This is a genomic window from Tessaracoccus flavus (assembly GCF_001997295.1).
GTDB classification, from domain to species: domain Bacteria; phylum Actinomycetota; class Actinomycetes; order Propionibacteriales; family Propionibacteriaceae; genus Arachnia; species Arachnia flava.
On the sequence record NZ_CP019605.1, the window covers coordinates 1,364,919 to 1,385,121 of the forward strand.

Here is a 20,203-nt window from a genome sequence, read left to right on the forward strand (position 1 = left end):
AAGCACCGCTCAGGATAGCGGAGCCGCTGGCGAGAGCCGAACCCGGCGGAGGAGACGATCAGCGCGCCTAGTCGAACAGGGCCGGATTCGCAGCCGGCGGGCGCCGGCCGAGGTGGGCGTAGCCAGCGCGGGTGGCGACCCGTCCGCGGGGGGTGCGAACCAGCAGTCCCTCGCGGATGAGGAACGGCTCTGCGACCTCCGCGACGGTCTCGATCTCCTCGCCCACGCTGAGCGCCAGCGTGGACAACCCCACCGGGCCGCCGTCGAAGAGCCGCGTGAGCACGTCGAGGACCGCCCGGTCCAACCGGTCGAGCCCGCGTTCGTCGACCTCGTAGAGTTCGAGCGCGGCCCTGGCGACGTCGCGCGTCACCTCCGGGTGTCCCTTCACCTGGGAGAAGTCACGCACGCGCCTCAGCAGCCGGTTCGCGATGCGCGGGGTGCCGCGGGAACGGCGCGCGATCTCGCCCTGCGAGTGGGAGTCGATGGGCACCCCGAGCTTGGCGGCCGAGCCGGCCACGATGCCGGCCAGGTCCGCCGCGTCGTAGAAGTCGAGCTGGGCTGTGAAGCCGAACCGGTCCCGGAGCGGGCCCGGCAGCAGGCCCGCGCGGGTCGTGGCTCCGACCAGGGTGAAGGGCGGCAGCTCGATGGGGATGGCGGTGGCGCCCGGGCCCTTGCCGACGATGACGTCGACCCGGAAGTCCTCCATCGCGAGGTAGAGCATCTCCTCGGCCGGCCTGGAGAGGCGGTGGATCTCGTCGAGGAACAGCACCTCGCCCTCGTCCAGCCCGGACAGGATGGCGGCCAGGTCCCCGGCGTGCTGGATCGCGGGCCCAGATGAGATCCGCAGGTTGACGCCGAGTTCGGCGGCAATGATCATCGCGAGCGTGGTCTTGCCGAGGCCGGGCGGGCCCGACAGGAGGACGTGGTCGGGCGACGTACCCCGGTGCCGCGCCGCGTCGAGGACGAGCCCCAGCTGCTCGCGCACGCGGGGCTGACCCTCGAACTCGGTGAGCCTCTTGGGCCTCAGCGCGGCCTCGTAGTCCCGGTCCTCGACCTGCGCGGTCGGGTCGACGTCGGAGTGCTCCACTACCGCCTCGCCAGCGAATTGAGAGCAGCCCGCAGCAGGGTGCCCATGCCGATCGAGGGATCCTCCTCGACGAGGTGGGCGACGTTGTCGCACGCGGCGTCCGCGTCACGCACCGACCACCCGAGCCCCTGCAGGCCCTCGGACACCTGGGCCCGCCAGGCGTCGTCGGCGCGTTCGGGCGCTTCGCGGTCGCCGCCCGCCGAATCCTCGAGGACCAGCACCTTCTCGCGCAGCTCGATGACCATCTTCTGCGCGCCTTTGAGACCGACCCCGGGCACCGACGTCAGCCGCTTGAGGTCCTCGCTCTGGACGGCGCGCCGGAAGTCGCCCGACCCCAGCACCGACACAATGGCCAGGGCCAGCTTCGGTCCCACCCCGGAGGCACCCTGGGCGATCTCGAAGGCGTGGCGCTCGTTCTCGTCGGCGAAGCCGTACAGCGTCATCGAGTCCTCCCGGACGACCAGCGAGGTGTGGAGCACAGTGCGCTCCCCCACCCTCAGCCCGGACGCAGTGGCGGGCGTGACATGCACGAGGTACCCGACTCCGCCGACGTCGACGACGCAGGACGTCGCCCCGGCCGTGGCGATGGTGCCGCTCAGTTGCGCGATCATCTATCTCCTCTTGGCGGCCGCCACGGCCGCCGCGTAACGGTTCGTGGCGCCTCCGCGCCACACGTGGGTCACAGCGATGGCCAGGGCATCGGCGGCGTCGGCCGGCTTCGGCGCAACCTCCAGCCGCAGGATACGCATCACCATCTGGGTGACCTGGGCCTTCCCCGCCGAGCCCGAGCCGCTGACCGCCGCCTTCACCTCGCTGGGGGTGTGGAAGGTGACGCTGAGTCCTCGGCGTGCGCCGACGAGCGCGGCCACCCCCGCCGCCTGGGCGGTATCCATGACCGACGCCAGGTTGTGCTGCGAGAAGACGCGCTCGATGGCCACCGCCTCCGGCGCGTACCTGTTGAAGTACTCCTCCAGGCCCGACTCGAGCTCGACCAGACGCCGCGCGACGTCGAGCGAAGGGCTCGTCCGGACCACACCGAGCGCGATCATCGTGGGGAGTCGCCCGACGGTGCCCTCCACGATTCCGACCCCGCACCGGGTCAGCCCCGGATCGATCCCGATGACGCGCATGGCGCCGCTCACTCCTGCGCGTCGAGGGCCTCGGCGACCTCCGGGGTCAGGTCCACGTTGGTGTACACGTTCTGCACGTCGTCGGAGTCCTCGAGCGCGTCGATGATCCGGAACACCTTCGCGGCCACATCGACCTCGTCGACCGCCTGATCGAACGAGGCGACGAATTGGACCTCGGAGGAGTCGTAGTCGAGACCGGCGGCCTCGATCGCCTTGCGGACGTCGACGACGTCGTTCGGGTCGGAGATGGCCTCCCAGGAGTCGCCGGCGTCGCTGACCTCCTCGAGCCCCGCCTCCAACGCGGCCTCGAGGACCGCGTCCTCGTGCACCTCGACGTCACCCTGCGTCTTGGGGACCGTGACGACGCCCTTCCTCGCGAAGAGCCGCTGGACCGAGCCGACGTCGGCCATCGTCCCGCCGTTGCGGGTGACGGCCACCCGCACGTCCGAGGCCGAGCGGTTCCGGTTGTCCGTCAGGCACTCGATGAGGATCGCGACCCCGGCAGGGCCGTAGGCCTCGTACATGATGGTCTCGTAGTCGTGCCCGCCCGACTCCGCCCCGGAGCCACGCTTGACGGCGCGATCGATGTTGTCGTTGGGAACCGAGGACTTCTTGGCCTTCTGGATGGCGTCGTAGAGGGTCGGGTTGCCGGCGGGGTCACCGCCGCCCAGCCTCGCGGCGACCTCGACGTTCTTGATCAGCTTGGCGAAGAGTTTTCCGCGCTTGGCGTCGATCGCCGCCTTCTTGTGCTTCGTCGTCGCCCACTTGGAATGTCCGCTCATCAACTCCCGCTTTCGCTTGCTCTGCCGTGATTGCTCCGCTCAGCTTACCGGGGCTCAGGTGACGACCTTGCTGAGCAGCGCCACGGCGTCGCGTGTCGTGTAGCCGAGTTCCGCCGCGAGCCGCTGGACGCCCACCCCATCCGGGGTGTCGATCCCGATCCCCGCCTCGGTGCACCCGGAGTCCCGCATGGCGCGCAGACAGCTCGCCAGGAGCGCGAGCGAGATGCCGCGTCCCCGATGCGCCGGGTCGACGCCGAACCGCTCGGTCCAGCCGCCGCCGCCCTCCTCGATGCCGCTCATGGCATAGCCGACGACGCGCCCCTCGACGGTGGCCAGGAACGACCAGTCGGGCCTGAAGTCGGCGGCACACAGTCGGTCCGCCCAGACATCCTCGGTCACCTCGGCCCCGCCGAGGGGCTGGGAGCAGATGTTGTGGAGCCGGCGGACCGCCTCCGACGCCTGCGGCACGAACGGTGCGAGGCGCACCCCCTCCGGTACCCAGAGCGGAATCGGGACGGTCAGGTCCCGGTGGAGGTCGTAGTAGTACCGCTCGGGCGTGAAGTCGTAGTGGCGCGCCACCCGGTCCAGGCCGGGTCGGCCCAGTTCGGCGTAGCTGCCCAGCCACAGTGGCCGGCCTGGGTGGTGCTCGTCACGCCAGGAGATCGCCTGTGCGATCTGCCAGCGGAACAGCGAGGTCCCGATGCCGAGGTGCCGGTGGGTCGGGTGGACGCCACCCATGAGGTAGGCGCGCGGGTCCGGATTCGCCGAGATGTAGTTGAGGCCGTAGGCCGACAGCGAGTCGTAGTGGTCCCAGCCGCCCACCGCCTGGCCCGGCACGATGGCGGGCGCGCCGCCGGTCATGCCTTCGGCGATGCCCGCCAGCACGGAGTTGTCGAGCGCCTCGAGCTGGGTCCGGAAGTGGTCGAGTTCATCAGCATCGTCTGGACCCAGCGTCCGCCAGGACAGGTGCGGCTCGACGTAGGCGTCGATGTGCGGGGAGGCCATGGCTCTAGCGCCAGATACGGGGGCTGGGGTCCGCTGAGGGCGCGGACTGGTCCCAGAGACGACGCCAGCGGGCGGCGGTGTCCAGCGGCGAGGGAGCCTGGGAGCCGGAACGGCGCCGCTCGATCGTCCACCAGCTGAGCTCCCCCTCGTGGACCAACTGCTCCACCCGTGACTGCAGCTCCGCGGTGGCGTCACCGATCGAGCGCCCCCGCAGGTAGATGGGGGCCCCGAACCGCACCGAGACCTTGGGCTTGGTGCGCAGCGCGAGCTTGAGGATGCGCTTGAGCTTGAACGTACCGGCGATGCCGACGGGCACTATCGCGACGTTGTGCTGGTTGGCGAGCTCCGCGGGGATCGTGCTGAACTCCCCCACGAGGCGACCCTGGCCCGGCTCATCGGCGAACACCACGACGTTCCTGCCGCGCGCCAGGGCGCGCGAGGGGCGGGCCGTCGTCGGCCGCAGGCGCGCCGGAAGGATCCTGCGCAGCAACTGGTAATCCAGTGCCCCCTGCTCGTTGGCGGCGAGCACGACCGGCTGATCGAGCCCGTTGAGAGCGTCGGCTCCCACGATCTCGATGTCCAGGCGCAGCCTGACGATCGTGCGCATGAGCTGCCGGGGTGAAATCTCCGCCCTGGGCCGCCAGTCCCGGGGCGCGGCGGACCTCGGGGGGCGCCGGCGGGCACCTGTCGGCGCACGGTGGCGCGCAGCGCCCTGCCCACGTCGCCCGGCCAGGTGAGACGGGGTCCCCGCCGGTCGGGGTGGCTGCGCGCCCAGGAAGCCAGCGAGCGGCTCACCGCACGTCCCCCAGCGCCAGGCCGGGGCCGTGCAGCACGGTGATCTCCGGGGACCGCCCCACCTGGTTGGACGCGATCTCGAGGGCGTCCGCGTACGTGGTGGCGGCCCGGTGGCCGAAGAGGGCCGCGCTGCGACGATCCCCGCCCACCCAGATCACCTCCGAGTAGTGGCTGGTGGCCTCGGCGATCTCGTACCACTGATGGAAAACGCGCAACGGGTGGTCGGCGAACTGCTTGCGGTAGAGGTCGAGGTACCAGGAGTCAGCGCTGGCGCGCGCCTCGTGCGTGGCGGCGATCTCGGTAGGGTCGAGCGTCTCGGGCAGCACCTTGGCGTAGAAGTCGGCCGCGGCGGACTGCCGCCGGTTCGAGAACCGTGGGCGCAGCGGGTGGAAGGCGATCAGCGCCCCTCCCTGCCGGGCGAAGGGCGTCTCGGCGTGTGAGCCGGCGCTCGCCACCAGCGCATGGTGCGCGGCGGTGAGAGGGTTTCCGATCGGGTCGCCCTCGTCGACCGATGCGCCCCACACCGAGGTCACGAGCACATCCGCCTGGCCCTTCACCTCGACGGCGTTGGCCGCCTGCCAGACCAGCCGGGACTCGTCGAAGGCGGCCTGGTAGCTGCCGCCCACGACGTCGACCACCGCGTAGTCGGCATGCGGGTTCCCGTGGAGGAGTTGAGCTCCCTGTCGAGGGAGCGCGGCGACGACCTGTCGGGCGGTGGCGAACGCGAGCCGGTCGCCCAGCTTCCATTCCCATTCGCGCCGCGAGACGAACCTGAGGTTCGGCGCCAGGAGCGGCTGGCCCAGGACGGCCGTGACGCCGAAGGTATTGACGCGCTCGGCCACCAGGGCGCGGACGGCCTCTTGGCGCTCGGGGGTGGCACCGACACCGCGCAGCGAGTTGATCGTGTCGGCGTCGGTCAGGCCACCGATGAAGGGGCAGTGACACCCGGTGTCGGCACGCACCGCGACCGCCACGACGACGTCGCTCTCGGCCACCCGTCGGTTGAACTTGACCGGGCGCCCGTCGACGTCGCCGAGGGTGACGAGGTCGTCGGCGGTGACGTCGTGGCTGTTGACGAGGCCGTCGGGCAGGAAGGACGTTGCGACGCGATCGCCCAGCACCTGGGAGACGTGCGCGGCGGACCAGCGCTGGCGCAACCCGTTGGCGATGACGATCTCGACGTCGTCGACGCCCGCCCGGGCGGCGGTCTCGAGCACCCGCTCGACGAGCGTCTGGCGCACGTCGAACTGTGGTCTGGGCAGCGGCCGGTCGCAGTCGACCACGACGATCGTCAGCCTGGTGTCCCGGTGGAGCTGCTCGGCGAGCGGCTCGCAGTCGATCGGGGAGGCCAGGGCCGAGTCGATGAGCGCCACCGGGTTGGCGGAGTGCACGGCGTCGGCCGGGTACAGCACCTTGGTGCCGCGGCCGAAGCGCTCGAAGCGCAGCTGGGCGCCGGAGAACGTCAGCAGGGGTGGGGTCTTGTCGTCGACCTCCAGAACGAAACCAGGACGTGACACAGGCTTTCCTTTCGGTTACGACATCTTCCAGCGCGGCAGCGGCGACATGGCGGGCCACTCGACGATGGACCATCCCCGCGCCTTCGCTGCCCGCATGAGGCCGATGTCGGGACTCACGGCGACGGGGTTGCCCACCGTGCCGAGCATGGGGAGGTCGACGTGGCTGTCCGCGTAGGCGAAGCTGCCGCCCAGCTCGATGTCGTGGAGCTTGGCGTAGTGCTGGAGCCATGCGGAGCGCGACTCCCCGACCATCGGGGGCCCGCTGAGGAATCCGGTGCAGCGCCCGTCGGCGTCCGTTGCCAACTCTGCGGCGACGATCGTGTCGAACAGCCCCTCGAAGGGGCGCGTGAGGGGCCGGATGGCACCGGTGAGCAGGATCGTGGTGTGCCCCGCGTCGCGGTGCTCGCGGATGCGGCGGATCGCAGCCGGCGACATGCGGTCGAGGATGAGGGGCGCCAGGTGCTGGTCGACGTACTCCTCGAGGGCGGCGAGATCCGCGCCGGCGTAGCGCCGGTAGATCGAGCGGAGGAACACGCCGCGGTCGCGGCGCTCCGCACCGAGGTACAGCGGGAGCTGGGCAGCGACCCTCGCGACCTCCGCCGCTCTGCGCAGCGGGCTCAGCTCGGGCAGGCGCGCCCACAGGTAGGTCTCCACCACGTTGGTTGCCATGACGGTGCCGTCCAGGTCGAACGCGGCCAGGACGGTGCCCGGCTCCGCCGGCTTCAGGTCCCGGAACGTGGAGGAGCGGCCCTGCCGCCGCTTGCGGGCCGCCTCGAGGCGCCGGACCGGGTCGGTGATGGCCGGGATGTGCACCTCCTCCATGTAGTGCGTCCAGTCGAAGGAGGCCGAATCGAAGCCGAACTTCTCCCGGTCATCGGGGTGGAGCGAGTTGTGCAGCGCCAACGTGCAGTCGTCGACGAAGTGGAGTTCGGACTGCAGGTACTCGCCGTAGAGGGTCAGATACTTGCCGAGGAACTCCAGTTGTTTGGCCGACTTGTCCAGGGCGCTGGCCCACTTGCGTGTGTTCTTCCCGCGGGGGGCGTAGCTGAGCAGCTTGTTGCCGACCCGCACCCCCTTCTCGGCCACCCACATGAACTTCTCGATCGGCTCGGCGCCCGGGAAGTTCCACGTGGCGAGCGGGGTTGAGCCCTGCCCCGACGTGTAGGGGTGCTTGGCGAAGTAGGAGCGCACGTGCTCGTAGATGCCGCGGAAGGTCAGCGGGTTCCGAGCCCCTGAACTGCCGTGGTAGAACTCCGGCTGGCCAACGGTCGGCCGCGTGGCGCAGACCGCGATGATCCCGTTGACGATGAAGTCGCAGGGGATGATGTCGATGACGGCGTCCGGCGAAGCGGGGAACTCCGGCAGCTGCCCGCGGCCGTAGGCGAGGATGATCGGGTCGGCCATCTTGAAGCCTTCGATCCATCCCGGGTAGGGGTACTTCAGCGATGACTCGACGATCGCGGGACGGAAGATGGAGACCCGGAAGTCCGCGCCCAGATCAGTGACGACCCGCTCCCCCAGCGCCTTGGCGAACGTGTAGACATCGGTCCAGCCGAGCGAGCGGGCCCGCTCGGTGCCGGCGGAGACCAGTTCCTGCTTCACCCACTCCTGACGGCGCCGCTCGGTGTCCTCAGAGGTGGTGAGGTAGCCGGCCTTGGCGTGGAGTTCCTCGGCCTGCCTACGCAGAGCTGTCAGCTGCTCGGAGCTGCGGGAGCGCGCCTCGATGTGGTCCTTCATCGCCAGCGCCGCGGCGGTCTCCGACTCGTAGTCGACGTTGTGGACGTGGGCGGCCTCGGGGATGGCGCCGCGGCGACGGCCTGCCGTGTATGCGGTGGAGACGTGCACGTAGTGGGGCACCTTGACCAGGTTGCCGTCGTCGTCGGAGCAGGCCTCCCGGAGCTTGGTGAGCAGGGCTCTGGTGCCGACCACGTTGGTCATGAAGGCCTGGTCGATGGGCGGGTCGAAGGACACGTCCCCGGCGCAGTGCACGAGCACGTCCAGATCGCGCGGGAGATCGGGCACGCCCGGCAGATCGCCGGAGATCACCTCGACGCGGCTGGCCATGAGCGCGTCCACACCGCCGGCGGCGGCGACGATCTCGGCGAAGATCTTCTTCCCGAGAAGGCCGGCGACGCGCTGGTGGGCCGTCACGGAGCCCTTGGGGCGGACCAACACCCCGACCGTGGTGCCCGGACACTCGGCCAGCACCTTCCAGAGGATCTGTTCCCCGATGAACCCCGTGACGCCGGTCATCACGATCTTCTGGCCGTCGAGGAGGTCTGCGATCCGGCCGTCGAGCAGGGGCGGGACGTGCAGCGTCTCGCTCTTGACGGCGCCGAAGGTGCTGGCGGGGGGCTTAACCATTGGGCTCCCCCTCGGCGACGGCGAGCGCCTCCTCGATCGTAAAGCGTCCGACGTAGAGCGCAGTGCCGATGATGGCGCCCTCCACACCGTCGTCGACGTGCGCGCGCAGGGCGCGCAGGTCGTCCAGGGATGAGATGCCGCCCGACGCGATCACCTTCCGGCCGGAACGCCTGGCCACTGCCAGGAGCAACTCGACGTTGGGCCCGGTCAGCATGCCGTCGGCGTTGACGTCCGTGACGACGAAGCGCTCGCAGCCGGCCGCCACCAGGCGATCGAGGGTCTCCGGCCAGGGCCCGCCCTCGGTGGTCCAGCCCCGCGCGGCCAGGTTCTCCCCTCGCACGTCCAGGCCGATGGCGATCTTGTCGCCGTGCTCGGCGATGATCCGCTCACACCACTGGGGCTGTTCAAGCGCGGCCGTGCCGATGTTGACCCGGCGGGCCCCGGTGGCCAGCGCCCGCTCCAGCGATGCGTCGTCCCGGATCCCCCCGGAGATCTCCACGAGCATGTCCAGTTGCCCGACGATGTCGCGTAGCAGCTCGGCATTCGATCCGCGGCCGAAAGCAGCGTCCAGATCGACGAGGTGGAGCCACTCGGCCCCTCCGTCCTGCCAGCGCTTCGCGGCGGCGAGCGGATCGCCGAATTCCTTCTGCGTCCCGGCGATTCCCTGGACCAGTTGGACGGCCTGACCGCCCTGAACGTCGACGGCGGGCAAGAGTTGAAGTTTCTCCACGGAGTTCACCCTAGTGACCTCGCAGCCAATTGGCGATCAGTCGGGCACCCGCAGCGCCCGACTTCTCCGGGTGGAACTGCGTCGACGAGACCGTTCCGCGCTGCGCGGCCGCCACGAAACGGCTGCCTTCGTGCTCGGCCGTCGCGGCCCGGACGGCGGTCACCGGGCCGGGCGCGGCGTAGCTGTGCACGAAGTAGAAGCGCTCACCGTGGAGCCCCTCGAACAGGATCTCGGTGTCGCCGGGGTCGACCGTGTTCCAGCCCATGTGCGGGAGCCGGCGCGCCTCGAGGGCGACAACAGCCCCCTCGTAGAGCCCGATGCCCGGCGTGACCAGCCCGTGTTCGTGGCCCTGGTCGAACAGGACCTGGTGCCCCACGCAGATCCCCAGGAGAGGGCGCTCAGCCGCCGCCCACTCCCTGATGAGGTCGGCGCCGCCGGACCGGCTCAGAGAGTCCATGCACGCGGCAAAGGCGCCGACGCCGGGCACGACGAGGCCATCGAGGGTGCGGAGCTCTGCAAGGTCGGAGCTGACCGTCACGTCCGCGCCGGCGACGCTGAGCGCCCGTGCGGCGGAGTGCAGGTTCCCGGAGCCGTAGTCCAGCAGCCCGACCCGCCTGATCAGAGCGCGCCCTTGGTGCTCGGCACGCCGTCGTGGCGTGGATCCCGCTCGACGGCCTGGCGCAGCGCCCTCGCCAGTGCCTTGAACTCAGCCTCGACGATGTGGTGCGGGTCGCGGCCCGAGCGCAGCGTGAGGTGCAGGCAGAGGCCGGAGTTCAGCGCCAGCGCCTCGAACACGTGGTAGGTCATCGAGCCCGCATACGGGACTCCCGATCCGCCGATGAGCGCGTAGGCCTGACCGTCCGGTTCGCCCTGGCAGGTCACGTAGGGCCGTCCTGCGACGTCGACGACGACCTCGGCGACCGCCTCGTCGAGCGGCACGACGGCATGCCCGTAGCGTCGGATCCCGGCCTTGTCGCCGAGCGCGTCCTTCAGCGCCTGCCCGAGGCAGATCGCGACGTCCTCGATCGTGTGGTGGCCGTCGATGTGGAGATCGCCGCGCGCCTCGACCGTGATGTCGATGAGCGAGTGCTTGGCCAGGGCGGTGAGCATGTGGTCGTAGAAGCCGACCCCGGTGCTGATCGTGGATGCCCCGGTCCCGTCGAGGTCGATACTGACGGTGATCGTCGACTCGCTGGTCGCGCGTTCGATGGTGGCGGTGCGGTTCATCGTGACGATGCCTCCAGGGGGTTGATGTCGTCGAGGGCGGCCCGCAGGGCCGCCATCTCCTGTGGGGTGCCGGCCGACACCCTGAGGAATCCATCGGGGCCCGTCTCTCGGATCAGGATTCCCCGGTCCAGCAGAGCCTGCCACACGCGGTGGCGGTCCGGGAACCGGCCGAACAGGGTGAAGTTGGCCTGGGAGTCGATGACCTCGAACCCCCGCCCACGCGCCCACTGCTCGAAGGCGCGCGCCTCCGCCGCGAGCGAGCGGACCTGGGCCAGCAGCTCGTCGGCGTGGGCGAGCGCCACCCGCGCGACGGCCTGGGTCTGTGCGCTCAGGTGGTACGGCAGGCGCACGATCCGGCAGGCATCGACGATGGCGGGGGCGGCGGCCAGGTAGCCGACGCGGCCCCCGGCGAGCGCGAACGCCTTGCTCATCGTGCGGCTCACCACGAGCCGGGGGTGCCTGGGCAGCAGGGACAGCGCGCTCGGCGTGTCGGCGAACTCCTGGTAGGCCTCGTCGACCACGACGATCGCGTCGGTTCCCGCGCAGATCTCGTCGATGACGTCGGGGTCGGTGACGGTGCCCGTGGGGTTGTTCGGCGTCGCGATGATGAGCACCGTCGGCTCGTGCTCGCGGACGGCGTCCTGCACCGACGCCGCGTCCAGGGTGAAGTCAGCGCGCCGGGGAGCGGTGACGTACTCGGTACACGTGTTCCGGGCGTACTCCGGGTACATGGAGTAGGTCGGAGTGAAGGCGAGCACTTTGCGCCCCGGTCCGCCGAAGGCCGTCAGCAGGTGCGCCATCACCTCGTTCGATCCGTTCGCGGCCCAGATCTGCTCCGCGGCCAGGCCGTGGCCGAGGTAGGCGGCGAGATCGGAGCGCAGGGCCAGCGCTTCCCGGTCCGGGTAGCGGTTGAGGGTGCCTGCGGCGGCGACCACCGCGTCGGCCATCTCGCGCCGGACCGCCGGCGACGGCGGATAGGGGTTCTCATTGACGTTGAGCACCACCGGCACGTCCAGTTGTGGGGCGCCGTACGGCTCCTGCCCCACGAGGTCAGCCCGCAGCGGCAACTCCTCCAGCGTGATCATCGGCGTCTCACCGAGATCGCCGCGGCGTGGCCGGGCAGATCCTCGGCCAGGGCGAACCGTTCGACCCCGTCGGCCACCTCCAACAGCGCTCCACGGGAATAGTCGATCACGTGCACCGTGCGGACGAAGGAGCGGACCGTCAGCCCCGACGAGTGGCAGGCGCAGCCGGCGGTCGGGAGCACGTGGGTGGAGCCCGCCGAGTAGTCGCCGAGCGACACCGGCGAGAAGTCGCCGACGAAGATGGCACCCGCGTTGCCGATGCGCGCCGCGACGGCGGATGCGTCGGCGGTCTGGATCTCCAGGTGCTCGGCGGCGTAGGCGTCGGCCACGGCGACGGCCTGGTCGATGTCGCGCACCAGCACGATCGCCGACTGCTGCCCGGTCAGGGCGGTCGTGACGCGATCGCGGTGGCGGGTCTTTGCCACCTGGGTGGCAAGTTCCCCCTGGACGGCGTCCGCCAGATCGACCGATGGGGTGATGAGGACCGACGCCGCCATCGGGTCGTGCTCGGCCTGAGAGATGAGATCCGCGGCCACGTAGGCGGGGTTGGCCGTGTCGTCGGCGACGATGGCGATCTCGGTGGGGCCGGCTTCGGAGTCGATGCCGACGAGCCCGCGCACGAGCCGCTTGGCGGCCACCACATAGATGTTGCCGGGACCAGTGATGAGCGAGACCGGCTCGCACAGGCCCTCGACGCCGTGGGCGAACATCGCCACAGCCTGGGCGCCGCCGACCGCGTAGACCTCGTCGACTCCGAGCAGGTGGCAGAGCGCGAGAATGTTCGGGTGCGGAAGCCCCCCGAAGTCCCGCTGCGGCGGGGAGGCGACCGCGATGGACCGAACCCCGGCCACCTGGGCCGGGATCACGTTCATGATCACGCTCGACGCCAGCGGCGCCAGCCCACCCGGTACGTAGAGGCCCACGCGGTCCACGGGGATGTTGCGCAGCCCCACCCGAGCCCCGTCGGCCAGCGTGACCGCCGGCATCTCGGGTTCGAGTTCCAGTGCCTTCGCGACCTGGCGACGGCGACGGATCGCCTCGGTGAAGGCCTCGGCGAGCTGTGGATCGAGGTCGTCGGCGGCGCGCACCAGCGCGTCAGCCGGCACGCGGAACTGATCGGGCACCACGTGGTCGAAGCGTTGCGAGAACTCGCTGAGTGCCTGCTCGCCGTGCCGGGCAACGCCCTCGACGATCGGGCGGACGACGTCGACGGCCGCCTCCACGTCGAAGTTCGGGCGCGGGAGGCGTGAACGGTAGGCGCCGTCGGCGTCGGTGAAGTCAAGGGTTCGCAGCACAAGCGCAATTCTAGTGGGCCACCACCGACGGCGGCCGCGGCTGCTCACGGCGGGGCTCCGGCCAGAACGCCGCGAGCAGCATGATCGGCGTCACCGCTGCGAAGGGTGCCACCAGCAGGGCAGCCATCGATCTCAGCTGCAGGTCGATGGGGACCGTGTCGCCGGGCGCAGCGGCGGCAAGGCGGACGGAGAACCCTGTCTGGCCGACCATGGTCCCGACCCGCCACATGACCAGCGCCGCCGCGGCTGCGGCCAGCACGGGCACGAACGTCACCAGCCATCCCCGACGGTGCAGGATCGCCCAGCCGACGACCCCGACCACGAGGCCGATCAGCGCCGCGAGGAGCGCGAAGACGACGTCGCCGGCCACGATCTGGGCCTGGCCGCGCTCAGTGATGGCGGCGTTGAGCTCTTCACGCACCGTGTACGAGCTCAGCGGGGTGAGCGCCGACCACAGCAGGCCTCCGATGGCGCCCAGCGCCGCGACCAGCACCAGGTAGGCGGTCACGCGCCAGGCGGGTCTCTCCCACAGGTCGGCAAGTTGCCCGCCGCGGCTCACCACGAGCAGATCATCGGCCATCAGTCCGACCTCCCGACGCCCACGCAGGAGGGCCCGAGCACGGCCTTGAGATCCGCGAAGAGTGCGGAGGTCAGCTCCACGCGGTAGCCCTCCCCCAACTTGAAGGTCTTCAACTGTTCCCCGGACCGCAGCGCAAGGTGCACCTCAGCGGCGCCCGGGTACTGGGCGAGGATCTCCTTCAGCCGGTTCACGACACCGGGTGTGCATCGCACCGCGGGCAGGGTGAGCGCCAGCGGGCCCACCTGCCCCTCGGCGCTCATGTGCGGCGAGTACACGTTGGAGGCGCGCATGCGGCCACGGTCCTCGCCGGACTCGGCCGTGCCCTCCACCGTGACGATGGTGTCCGGCGCCAACTGGGCGGCCACCTGGTCATACGTGCGGGGGAACACCGTCACCTCGATCGAGCTCGTCAGATCCTCGATGACGATCTGCGCCCAGATGTTGCCGGCCTTGTTGACGCGCCGGTTCACTGCCGTGATGAGCCCGCACACCTTGGTCTGGCCCCGGTAGCCGTCCGCAGCCGCGATCGAGGCGACGGACCGGTCCCCGTTGGTCTGGAGAACGTGCTCCAGGCCGTTGAGCGGATGGTCGGAGACGTAGAGGCCCAGCATCTCGCGCTCGAAGGCGAGCTTCGTTCGGCGGTCCCACTCGTCGACCTCGGGCACGGAATCGTGCCGCTGCTCGGCGGCGTCGCCGCCCCCGACGTCGAAGCCGAAGTCGAAGCCGTCCTGGCCGTTCTCGGCGTTGCGCTTCACGTCGATGATCGAATCGACCGCCGTCTCGAACACCCCCATGAGCGAGCGGCGGGTGTGCCCCATCTCGTCGAAGGCGCCGGCTTTGATGAGGGACTCGATGACGCGCTTGTTGCACATCAGCAGCGGCGCCTTGTCGAGGAAGTCGTGGAAGTCCGTCGCGGGGCCCTTGACCGCGCGTTCCGCGACCCAGGCGGTGACCACCTTGTCGCCGACGTTGCGCACCGCGCCCAGCCCGAAGCGGATGTGGTCGCCGACGGGGGTGAACATCACTTCCGAGGAGTTGACGTCGGGCGGGAGCACCTCGATGCCCATGCGCCTGCACTCGGCGAGGTAGAGGGCCGACTTGTCCTTGTCGTCGCGGACCGACTGGAGGAGGGCCGCCATGTACTCGACCGGGTAGTTCGCCTTCAGGTAGGCCGTCCAGTAGGAGATGACCCCGTAGGCGGCGGTGTGAGCCTTGTTGAACGCGTAGTCGGAGAAGGGCACGAGGATCTCCCACAGCGCCTTGATGGCCCCGTCCGAGTAGCCGTTGGCCTTCATCCCCTCGGAGAAGGGGACGAACTCGGCGTCGAGGACCTCCTTCTTCTTCTTGCCCATGGCGCGGCGCAGCAGGTCGGCCTTACCCAGGGAGTAGCCGGCGACGCGCTGGGCGATCTGCTGAACCTGCTCCTGGTAGACGATGAGGCCGTGCGTGGTGGACAGGATGTCCTCGAGCGGCTCGGCCAGCTCGGGGTGGATCGGCACGATCTCCTGGAGGCCGGTCTTGCGCAGCGCGTAGTTCGTGTGGGACTGGGCGCCCATCGGCCCGGGGCGGTAGAGCGCCAGCGCCGCAGAGATGTCCTCGAAGTTGTCCGGCTGCATCTGGCGCAGCAGCGTGCGCATGCCTCCGCCGTCGAGCTGGAAGATCCCGAGCGTCTCGCCGCTGGCCAGAAGGTCGTAGGAGGCTTTGTCGGTCATGTCGTGCACGAGCTCGTCGAGGTCGAGATCGAAATCCCGGTTGAGCTTGATGTTGCGCACCGCGTCATCGAGGACCGTGAGGTTGCGCAGCCCCAGGAAGTCCATCTTGATGAGGCCGAGGGACTCGCAGCCGGGGTAGTCGAACTGGGTGATGATCGCACCGTCGGCCTCCCGCTTCATGAGCGGGATGATGTCGATGAGCGGGTCGGAGCTCATGATGACGCCGGCCGCGTGGACGCCCCACTGACGCTTCAGCCCCTCCAAACCCTTCGCCGTGTCGACGACCGTGCGCACATCCGGCGACGACTGGTACAGCTCGCGGAACTCGTTGCCCTCGGCGTACCTCTTGTGCTGCTCGTCGAAGAGGTCGGCCAGAGGCACGCCCTTGCCCATCACGTCCGCAGGCATGGCCTTGGTGATCTGCTCGCCGATGGCGAACGGCATGTCGAGGACGCGGGCGGCATCCTTGACCGCTGCCTTCGCCTTGATGGAGCCGTAAGTGACGATCTGGGCCACCTTGTCGGAGCCGTACCGGTCGGAGACGTAGGCGATGACCTCGCTGCGGCGGCGGTCGTCGAAGTCGATGTCGAAGTCCGGCATCGAGACACGCTCGGGGTTGAGGAACCGCTCGAACAGCAGTCCGTGCTGCAGCGGGCAGAGATCGGTGATGCGCAGGGCATAGGCGCAGATCGAACCAGCACCGGAACCCCGGCCCGGGCCCACCCGGATCCCGTTCTTCTTCGCCCAGTTGATGAAGTCCGCGACGACGAGGAAGTAGCCCGTGAATCCCATCGACGCGATGACGTTGGTCTCGAACTCCGCGCGCCGGCGCACCTCGTCGGAGATGTTGCCCCGGTACCGCTCGTGGAGGCCGCGCTCCACCTCCTTGTGGAACCAGGTGTCCTCGGTCTCCCCGTCGGGGACGGGGAACTTCGGCATGAAGGTGCCCATCCCCTCGTCGAAGGAGGTCTCGATGCGCTCGGCGATGGCCAACGTATTGTCGCAGGCCTCCGGCACCTCCCGGAACAGGGCCCGCATCTCGGCCGGGGATTTCAGGTAGTAGCCGTTGCCGTCGAAGCGGAAGCGGTCCTGCTGGGCCTTGCGCGAACCGGCCGAGACGCACAGCAGAGTGTCGTGGGCATCGGCGTCGTCCGCGTGCACGTAGTGGAGATCGTTGCTGGCCACGAGCGGAAGGCTGAGGTCCTTGGCCAGCCGCAGCAGGTCGTGGCGGACCCGGGTCTCGATGTCCAGGCCGTGGTCCATCAGCTCGACGTAGAAGTTGCCCTCCCCGAAGATGTCACGGAACTCCGCCGCCGCGGCCACCGCGTTGTCGTACTGACCCAGCCGCAGGAACGTCTGCACCTCGCCCGAGGGGCAACCGGTGGTCGCGATGAGCCCCTTGCCGTATTCGTTCAACAGCTCCCGGTCGGCACGCGGCTTGTAGAAGAATCCCTCGAGCGAGCTACGGCTCGACAGCCGGAAGAGGTTGTGCATTCCCGCTGGATCCGCTGCCCACATGGTCATGTGGGTGTAGGCACCCTTGGAAGCCACGTCGTCGCCGGTCCCGTCTCCGAACTGCACCCTCTTGCGCTCCGAGCGGTGGGTCCGGGGCGTCAGGTAGGCCTCGAGGCCGATGATCGGCTTGACCCCGAAACTCTTGGACGCCTTGTAGAACTCGTAAGCGCCGAACAGGTTGCCGTGGTCGGTGATCGCGAGTGCGGGCATCCCCATCCGCTCAGCACCGGCGAACAGGTCCTTGATCCGCGCCGCGCCGTCGAGCATCGAAAACTCCGTGTGACAGTGGAGATGGACGAACTGATCCGACACCCTGGCTGCCTCCTGCTCCCACGTTCCTGACGGCGCCCCACCCTACCCCTCCCCCAGAGAGTCCAGCGGGTGGCGCACCGGTAGCAGACTACCCGGGTGGGTTCATCACGACTTGGCCACGATTTGTTCCCAATCCGGACATACTCCGGTCACTTTCTGTTTACCTAGTCCAAACGGAGGTCCGCTGCCGGCACCTCCACGCCACAAGCCACAGGAGGCACCCATGACCCGACACCGCATCGCACGAGCCCTGGCAGCCGGAGCCGCTGCTACCGCGCTGCTGTTCACCAGCTGCGCCATCGACGAGCCCGACACGAGTCCCGCGCCCGCCGGTTCCGGCTCCGAGAGCGTCGCTCCGGAGGCGGAGGACTCCCTGGTCGTCGCGTGCGGCAACCAGGAGGACGTCTGCCAGGCCTGGGTCGGCGCGTTCGAGGAGGAGACCGGCATCGCCACCAGCTACGTCCGCCTCGCCTCGGGGGAGGCGGTCGCACGACTCGAGTCGGCCAAGAGCAACCCCGAGTTCGACGTCTGGCACGGCGGCCCGGTCGACGGGTACAACGTCGCCGCTGCGGCCGGCCTGCTCGAGCAGTACGACTCGCCTGCAGCCGCCGACATCGACGACGAGTACATGGACCCCGACGGCTACTGGGGCGGCATCTACGTGGGCGTGCTCGGCTTCTGCTCCAACCAGGCCGTGTTGGACAGCCTCGGCATCGAGGCACCGGAGACCTGGGACGACCTCCTGCAGCCCGAACTGAAGGGACAGGTCATGATGGCCCACCCCGCCACGTCCGGGACCGCCTTCACCACGCTGTGGACCCAGGTGGTCCTCCGAGGCGGCGAGGAGGAGGGCATGGACTGGATGCGCCAGCTCCACAGCAACATCCTGCAGTACACCAAGTCCGGCTCCGCACCGGCACAGTCCGCCGGCCGCGGCGAGGTCGCCACCTCGATCGTGTTCAGCCATGACTGCGTCAAGTACGAGGAACAGGGCATGACTGACCTCGTCACGACCATCCCGAGCGACGGCACCGGCTGGGAGATCGGCGGCGTGGCGCTCATCAAGGGTGCGCAGCACCCGAACGCGGCCAAGCTCTACTACGACTGGGCCCTGTCGGCCGAGGCTCAGGAAATCGGCCCGCAGCATCAGTCCTACCAGCTGTTCACGAATCCGAACGGCGCCCCGGACGAGCGCATGGTGAACCTCGACGATGTGACGCTGGTCGATTACGACTTCAAGGCCGCCGCGGAGGCCAAGGAGGAACTGACGGCCCGCTTCGACGCAGAGATCGCGGCCGCTCCCAAGGAGTAACCGGCTATGACCGCCACACTGGAAGCCCCCGCCGCCATCGACCCTGCGGCGCCGCCGCCCAGGCGCAAGCGCCGCCGTGTGCGGCAGGATCCGGTCACGATCGCGCTCATCGCGATCGTCGTGGCCATCTTGTTCTTCCTGGTTCTCCTCCCCCTCGGACGGACGTTCCTGACGGCCTTCTCGGAGCGGGGCCTGGACACGCTGACGGGGATGTGGACCTCGCCGGTCAACAGGAAGATCCTGGTCAACACTGTGGTCCTGGGGCTTCTGGTGGCGGCGATCGGCACGCTCATCGGATTCGTCCTGGCCTACGCCCAGGCGCGGCTCCAGTGGCGGGGCAAAAAGATCGTCCACCTGCTGTCGCTGCTGCCCATCGTGTCGCCCCCCTTCGCCGTCGCGACCGCCGTCATCACGTTGTTCGGCCGGGGTGGCATCATCAGCAAGCAACTGCTCGGGCTGAACTGGAACGTCTACGGCCTCGGGGGTCTGACCCTGGTCCTGGCGCTCTCCTTCTTCCCGGTCGCGTATCTCAACCTGCTCGGCATGCTGCGGTCGCTGGATCCCTCCATGGACGAAGCGTCGCAGAGCCTGGGCGCCAACAAGTGGCAGGTCTTCCGTACGGTGACCCTGCCCATGCTGATTCCCGGTTTCGCTGCCTCGTTCCTGCTGCTCTTCGTCGAGTCCATCGCCGACCTCGCCAACCCCATCGTGTTGGGCGGCGACTTCACGGTTCTCGCGTCCAGGGCCTACATCGCCATCATCGGCGAGTACAACCTCGCCGCCGGTGCCGCGTACTCCATGGTTCTCCTCGTGCCGGCGCTCCTGGTGTTCATCGTGCAGCGGTACTGGGCCAACCGGCAATCGGCCGTCACTGTCACCGGGAAGCCGGCCGGCTCCGCCAAGCTCAACGCGTCCAACGCGGCCCGCATCCCGGTGCTCGCGGTCGTCGGGCTCATCATGGTGCTCATCATCACCATCTACGGCACGGTGATCCTCGGCGGCTTCGTGCGCATCCTCGGCGTCAACAACACGTTCACGCTCGACAACTACCGCTACCTGTTCCAGGGCATCGGTTCCGACGCCATCATCACGACCACGGTCCTGGCCCTCATCGCCACGCCGATCGCGGGCGTGCTCGGCATGCTCATCGCCTGGCTGGTCGTGCGCAAACTGCGCCGCTGGGCGGGCGCCATGGACTTCCTCGGCATGCTCGGGCTGGCCGTACCGGGCACCGTGCTGGGCATCGGGTACGCGATCGCCTACAACACGCCGGTGGACGCCTGGGGCCGCCGATTCCTGCCCGCTCTCGCGGGCGGGGGTGCCATCTTCGCCGGCGCCATGGCCATCGTGATGGTCTACATCGCACGCTCGATCCCGGCCGGTCAGCGCTCCGGCGTCGCGGCCCTCCAGCAGATCGATCCGGCCATCGACGAGGCGTCCACGTCGCTGGGCGCGAGTGGACTGACCACCTTCCGCAAGGTGACCATCCCACTGATCAGGATGGCGCTGCTGTCCGGTCTCACCTACGCCTTCGCCCGCTCGATGACGACCATCTCCGCGATCATCTTCATCACCACCCCGCGCACCCGCATCATGACCTCGCAGATCCTCTCAGAGGTGGAGGCGGGACGCTTCGGCAACGCCTTCGCCTACTGCACCATCCTCATCCTCATTGTGTTGGCGGTCATCGGCCTGCTCAACCTGGGGATGCGCGGCAAGGGATCGGCCGCCCCCACCATTCCACCAGCCGCCTGA

General features: G+C 69.4%; 17 protein-coding genes. 2 read left to right on the top strand and 15 right to left on the bottom strand.

Annotation, left to right across the window (positions count from 1 at the left end; all coding sequences use genetic code 11):
* Positions 1–67: 67 nt before the first annotated feature.
* From ruvB to dnaE, 15 genes are all read right to left on the bottom strand, one after another.
* Entirely contained in the window at positions 68–1,087 is a 1,020-nt protein-coding gene (ruvB, locus tag RPIT_RS06265; RefSeq protein ID WP_077341629.1) for a Holliday junction branch migration DNA helicase RuvB, read from the bottom strand.
* Complete coding sequence (gene ruvA, locus RPIT_RS06270; RefSeq protein ID WP_077341630.1) at positions 1,087–1,698, bottom strand: Holliday junction branch migration protein RuvA; 612 nt, start codon at positions 1,696–1,698, stop codon at positions 1,087–1,089. The genes ruvB and ruvA overlap by 1 nt, the downstream gene beginning before the upstream one ends.
* Positions 1,699–2,208, bottom strand: a complete 510-nt coding sequence (ruvC, locus tag RPIT_RS06275) for a crossover junction endodeoxyribonuclease RuvC (RefSeq protein ID WP_218121573.1) — start codon at positions 2,206–2,208, stop codon at positions 1,699–1,701.
* A 17-nt stretch (positions 2,209–2,225) separates the two neighbouring features.
* Positions 2,226–2,999: a YebC/PmpR family DNA-binding transcriptional regulator gene (locus RPIT_RS06280; protein ID WP_077341631.1), complete on the bottom strand. Its 774-nt coding sequence runs from the start codon at positions 2,997–2,999 to the stop codon at positions 2,226–2,228.
* A gap of 54 nt (positions 3,000–3,053) precedes the next feature.
* Complete coding sequence (locus tag RPIT_RS06285; RefSeq protein ID WP_077341632.1) at positions 3,054–4,004, bottom strand: GNAT family N-acetyltransferase; 951 nt, start codon at positions 4,002–4,004, stop codon at positions 3,054–3,056.
* A gap of 4 nt (positions 4,005–4,008) precedes the next feature.
* Positions 4,009–4,611, bottom strand: a complete 603-nt coding sequence (locus RPIT_RS06290; RefSeq protein ID WP_077341633.1) for a lysophospholipid acyltransferase family protein — start codon at positions 4,609–4,611, stop codon at positions 4,009–4,011.
* A 184-nt stretch (positions 4,612–4,795) separates the two neighbouring features.
* Positions 4,796–6,316 carry a lactate racemase domain-containing protein gene (locus RPIT_RS06295; RefSeq protein ID WP_077341634.1) on the bottom strand — a complete coding sequence of 507 codons (1,521 nt, stop codon included), beginning with the start codon at positions 6,314–6,316 and terminating at the stop codon, positions 4,796–4,798.
* A gap of 15 nt (positions 6,317–6,331) precedes the next feature.
* On the bottom strand, positions 6,332–8,680 hold the full coding sequence (locus tag RPIT_RS06300) for an HAD-IB family hydrolase (RefSeq protein WP_077341635.1): 2,349 nt from the start codon (positions 8,678–8,680) through the stop codon (positions 6,332–6,334).
* Entirely contained in the window at positions 8,673–9,410 is a 738-nt protein-coding gene (priA, locus tag RPIT_RS06305; protein ID WP_077344237.1) for a bifunctional 1-(5-phosphoribosyl)-5-((5-phosphoribosylamino)methylideneamino)imidazole-4-carboxamide isomerase/phosphoribosylanthranilate isomerase PriA, read from the bottom strand. The genes RPIT_RS06300 and priA overlap by 8 nt, the downstream gene beginning before the upstream one ends.
* 10 nt (positions 9,411–9,420) lie before the next feature.
* Positions 9,421–10,032, bottom strand: a complete 612-nt coding sequence (hisH, locus tag RPIT_RS06310) for an imidazole glycerol phosphate synthase subunit HisH (RefSeq protein ID WP_218121574.1) — start codon at positions 10,030–10,032, stop codon at positions 9,421–9,423.
* Complete coding sequence (hisB, locus tag RPIT_RS06315) at positions 10,029–10,637, bottom strand: imidazoleglycerol-phosphate dehydratase HisB (RefSeq protein ID WP_077341637.1); 609 nt, start codon at positions 10,635–10,637, stop codon at positions 10,029–10,031. The genes hisH and hisB overlap by 4 nt, the downstream gene beginning before the upstream one ends.
* Entirely contained in the window at positions 10,634–11,722 is a 1,089-nt protein-coding gene (locus RPIT_RS06320) for a histidinol-phosphate transaminase (protein ID WP_077341638.1), read from the bottom strand. Before RPIT_RS06320 ends, hisB begins: the two co-directional genes overlap by 4 nt.
* Positions 11,719–13,017, bottom strand: coding sequence for a histidinol dehydrogenase (gene hisD / locus RPIT_RS06325; RefSeq protein WP_077341639.1), 1,299 nt, complete (start codon positions 13,015–13,017; stop codon positions 11,719–11,721). The genes RPIT_RS06320 and hisD overlap by 4 nt, the downstream gene beginning before the upstream one ends.
* 10 nt (positions 13,018–13,027) lie before the next feature.
* Positions 13,028–13,597: a hypothetical protein gene (locus RPIT_RS06330; RefSeq protein ID WP_077341641.1), complete on the bottom strand. Its 570-nt coding sequence runs from the start codon at positions 13,595–13,597 to the stop codon at positions 13,028–13,030.
* On the bottom strand, positions 13,597–17,136 hold the full coding sequence (gene dnaE, locus RPIT_RS06335; protein WP_077341642.1) for a DNA polymerase III subunit alpha: 3,540 nt from the start codon (positions 17,134–17,136) through the stop codon (positions 13,597–13,599). Before dnaE ends, RPIT_RS06330 begins: the two co-directional genes overlap by 1 nt.
* Before the next feature lie 223 nt (positions 17,137–17,359).
* On the opposite strand from dnaE, the gene RPIT_RS06340 reads away from it, so the two are divergent.
* Both RPIT_RS06340 and RPIT_RS06345 read left to right on the top strand, forming a co-directional pair.
* Positions 17,360–18,448, top strand: coding sequence for an ABC transporter substrate-binding protein (locus RPIT_RS06340; protein ID WP_077341643.1), 1,089 nt, complete (start codon positions 17,360–17,362; stop codon positions 18,446–18,448).
* Positions 18,449–18,454: 6 nt separating this feature from the next.
* Positions 18,455–20,203 carry an ABC transporter permease gene (locus RPIT_RS06345; RefSeq protein ID WP_093664830.1) on the top strand — a complete coding sequence of 583 codons (1,749 nt, stop codon included), beginning with the start codon at positions 18,455–18,457 and terminating at the stop codon, positions 20,201–20,203.

Excerpts from the sequence above, each read along its gene's own strand:
- RPIT_RS06280 (WP_077341631.1), bottom strand. The coding sequence starts at position 2,999 with ATGAGCGGACATTCCAAGTGGGCGACGACGAAGCACAAGAAGGCGGCG.
- RPIT_RS06330 (WP_077341641.1), bottom strand. The coding sequence starts at position 13,597 with ATGGCCGATGATCTGCTCGTGGTGAGCCGCGGCGGGCAACTTGCCGAC.
- RPIT_RS06285 (WP_077341632.1), bottom strand. The coding sequence starts at position 4,004 with ATGGCCTCCCCGCACATCGACGCCTACGTCGAGCCGCACCTGTCCTGG.
- RPIT_RS06340 (WP_077341643.1), top strand. The coding sequence starts at position 17,360 with ATGACCCGACACCGCATCGCACGAGCCCTGGCAGCCGGAGCCGCTGCT.
- RPIT_RS06320 (WP_077341638.1), bottom strand. The coding sequence starts at position 11,722 with ATGATCACGCTGGAGGAGTTGCCGCTGCGGGCTGACCTCGTGGGGCAG.
- ruvA (WP_077341630.1), bottom strand. The coding sequence starts at position 1,698 with ATGATCGCGCAACTGAGCGGCACCATCGCCACGGCCGGGGCGACGTCC.
- hisB (WP_077341637.1), bottom strand. The coding sequence starts at position 10,637 with ATGAACCGCACCGCCACCATCGAACGCGCGACCAGCGAGTCGACGATC.
- RPIT_RS06290 (WP_077341633.1), bottom strand. The coding sequence starts at position 4,611 with ATGCGCACGATCGTCAGGCTGCGCCTGGACATCGAGATCGTGGGAGCC.
- RPIT_RS06345 (WP_093664830.1), top strand. The coding sequence starts at position 18,455 with ATGACCGCCACACTGGAAGCCCCCGCCGCCATCGACCCTGCGGCGCCG.
- RPIT_RS06300 (WP_077341635.1), bottom strand. The coding sequence starts at position 8,680 with ATGGTTAAGCCCCCCGCCAGCACCTTCGGCGCCGTCAAGAGCGAGACG.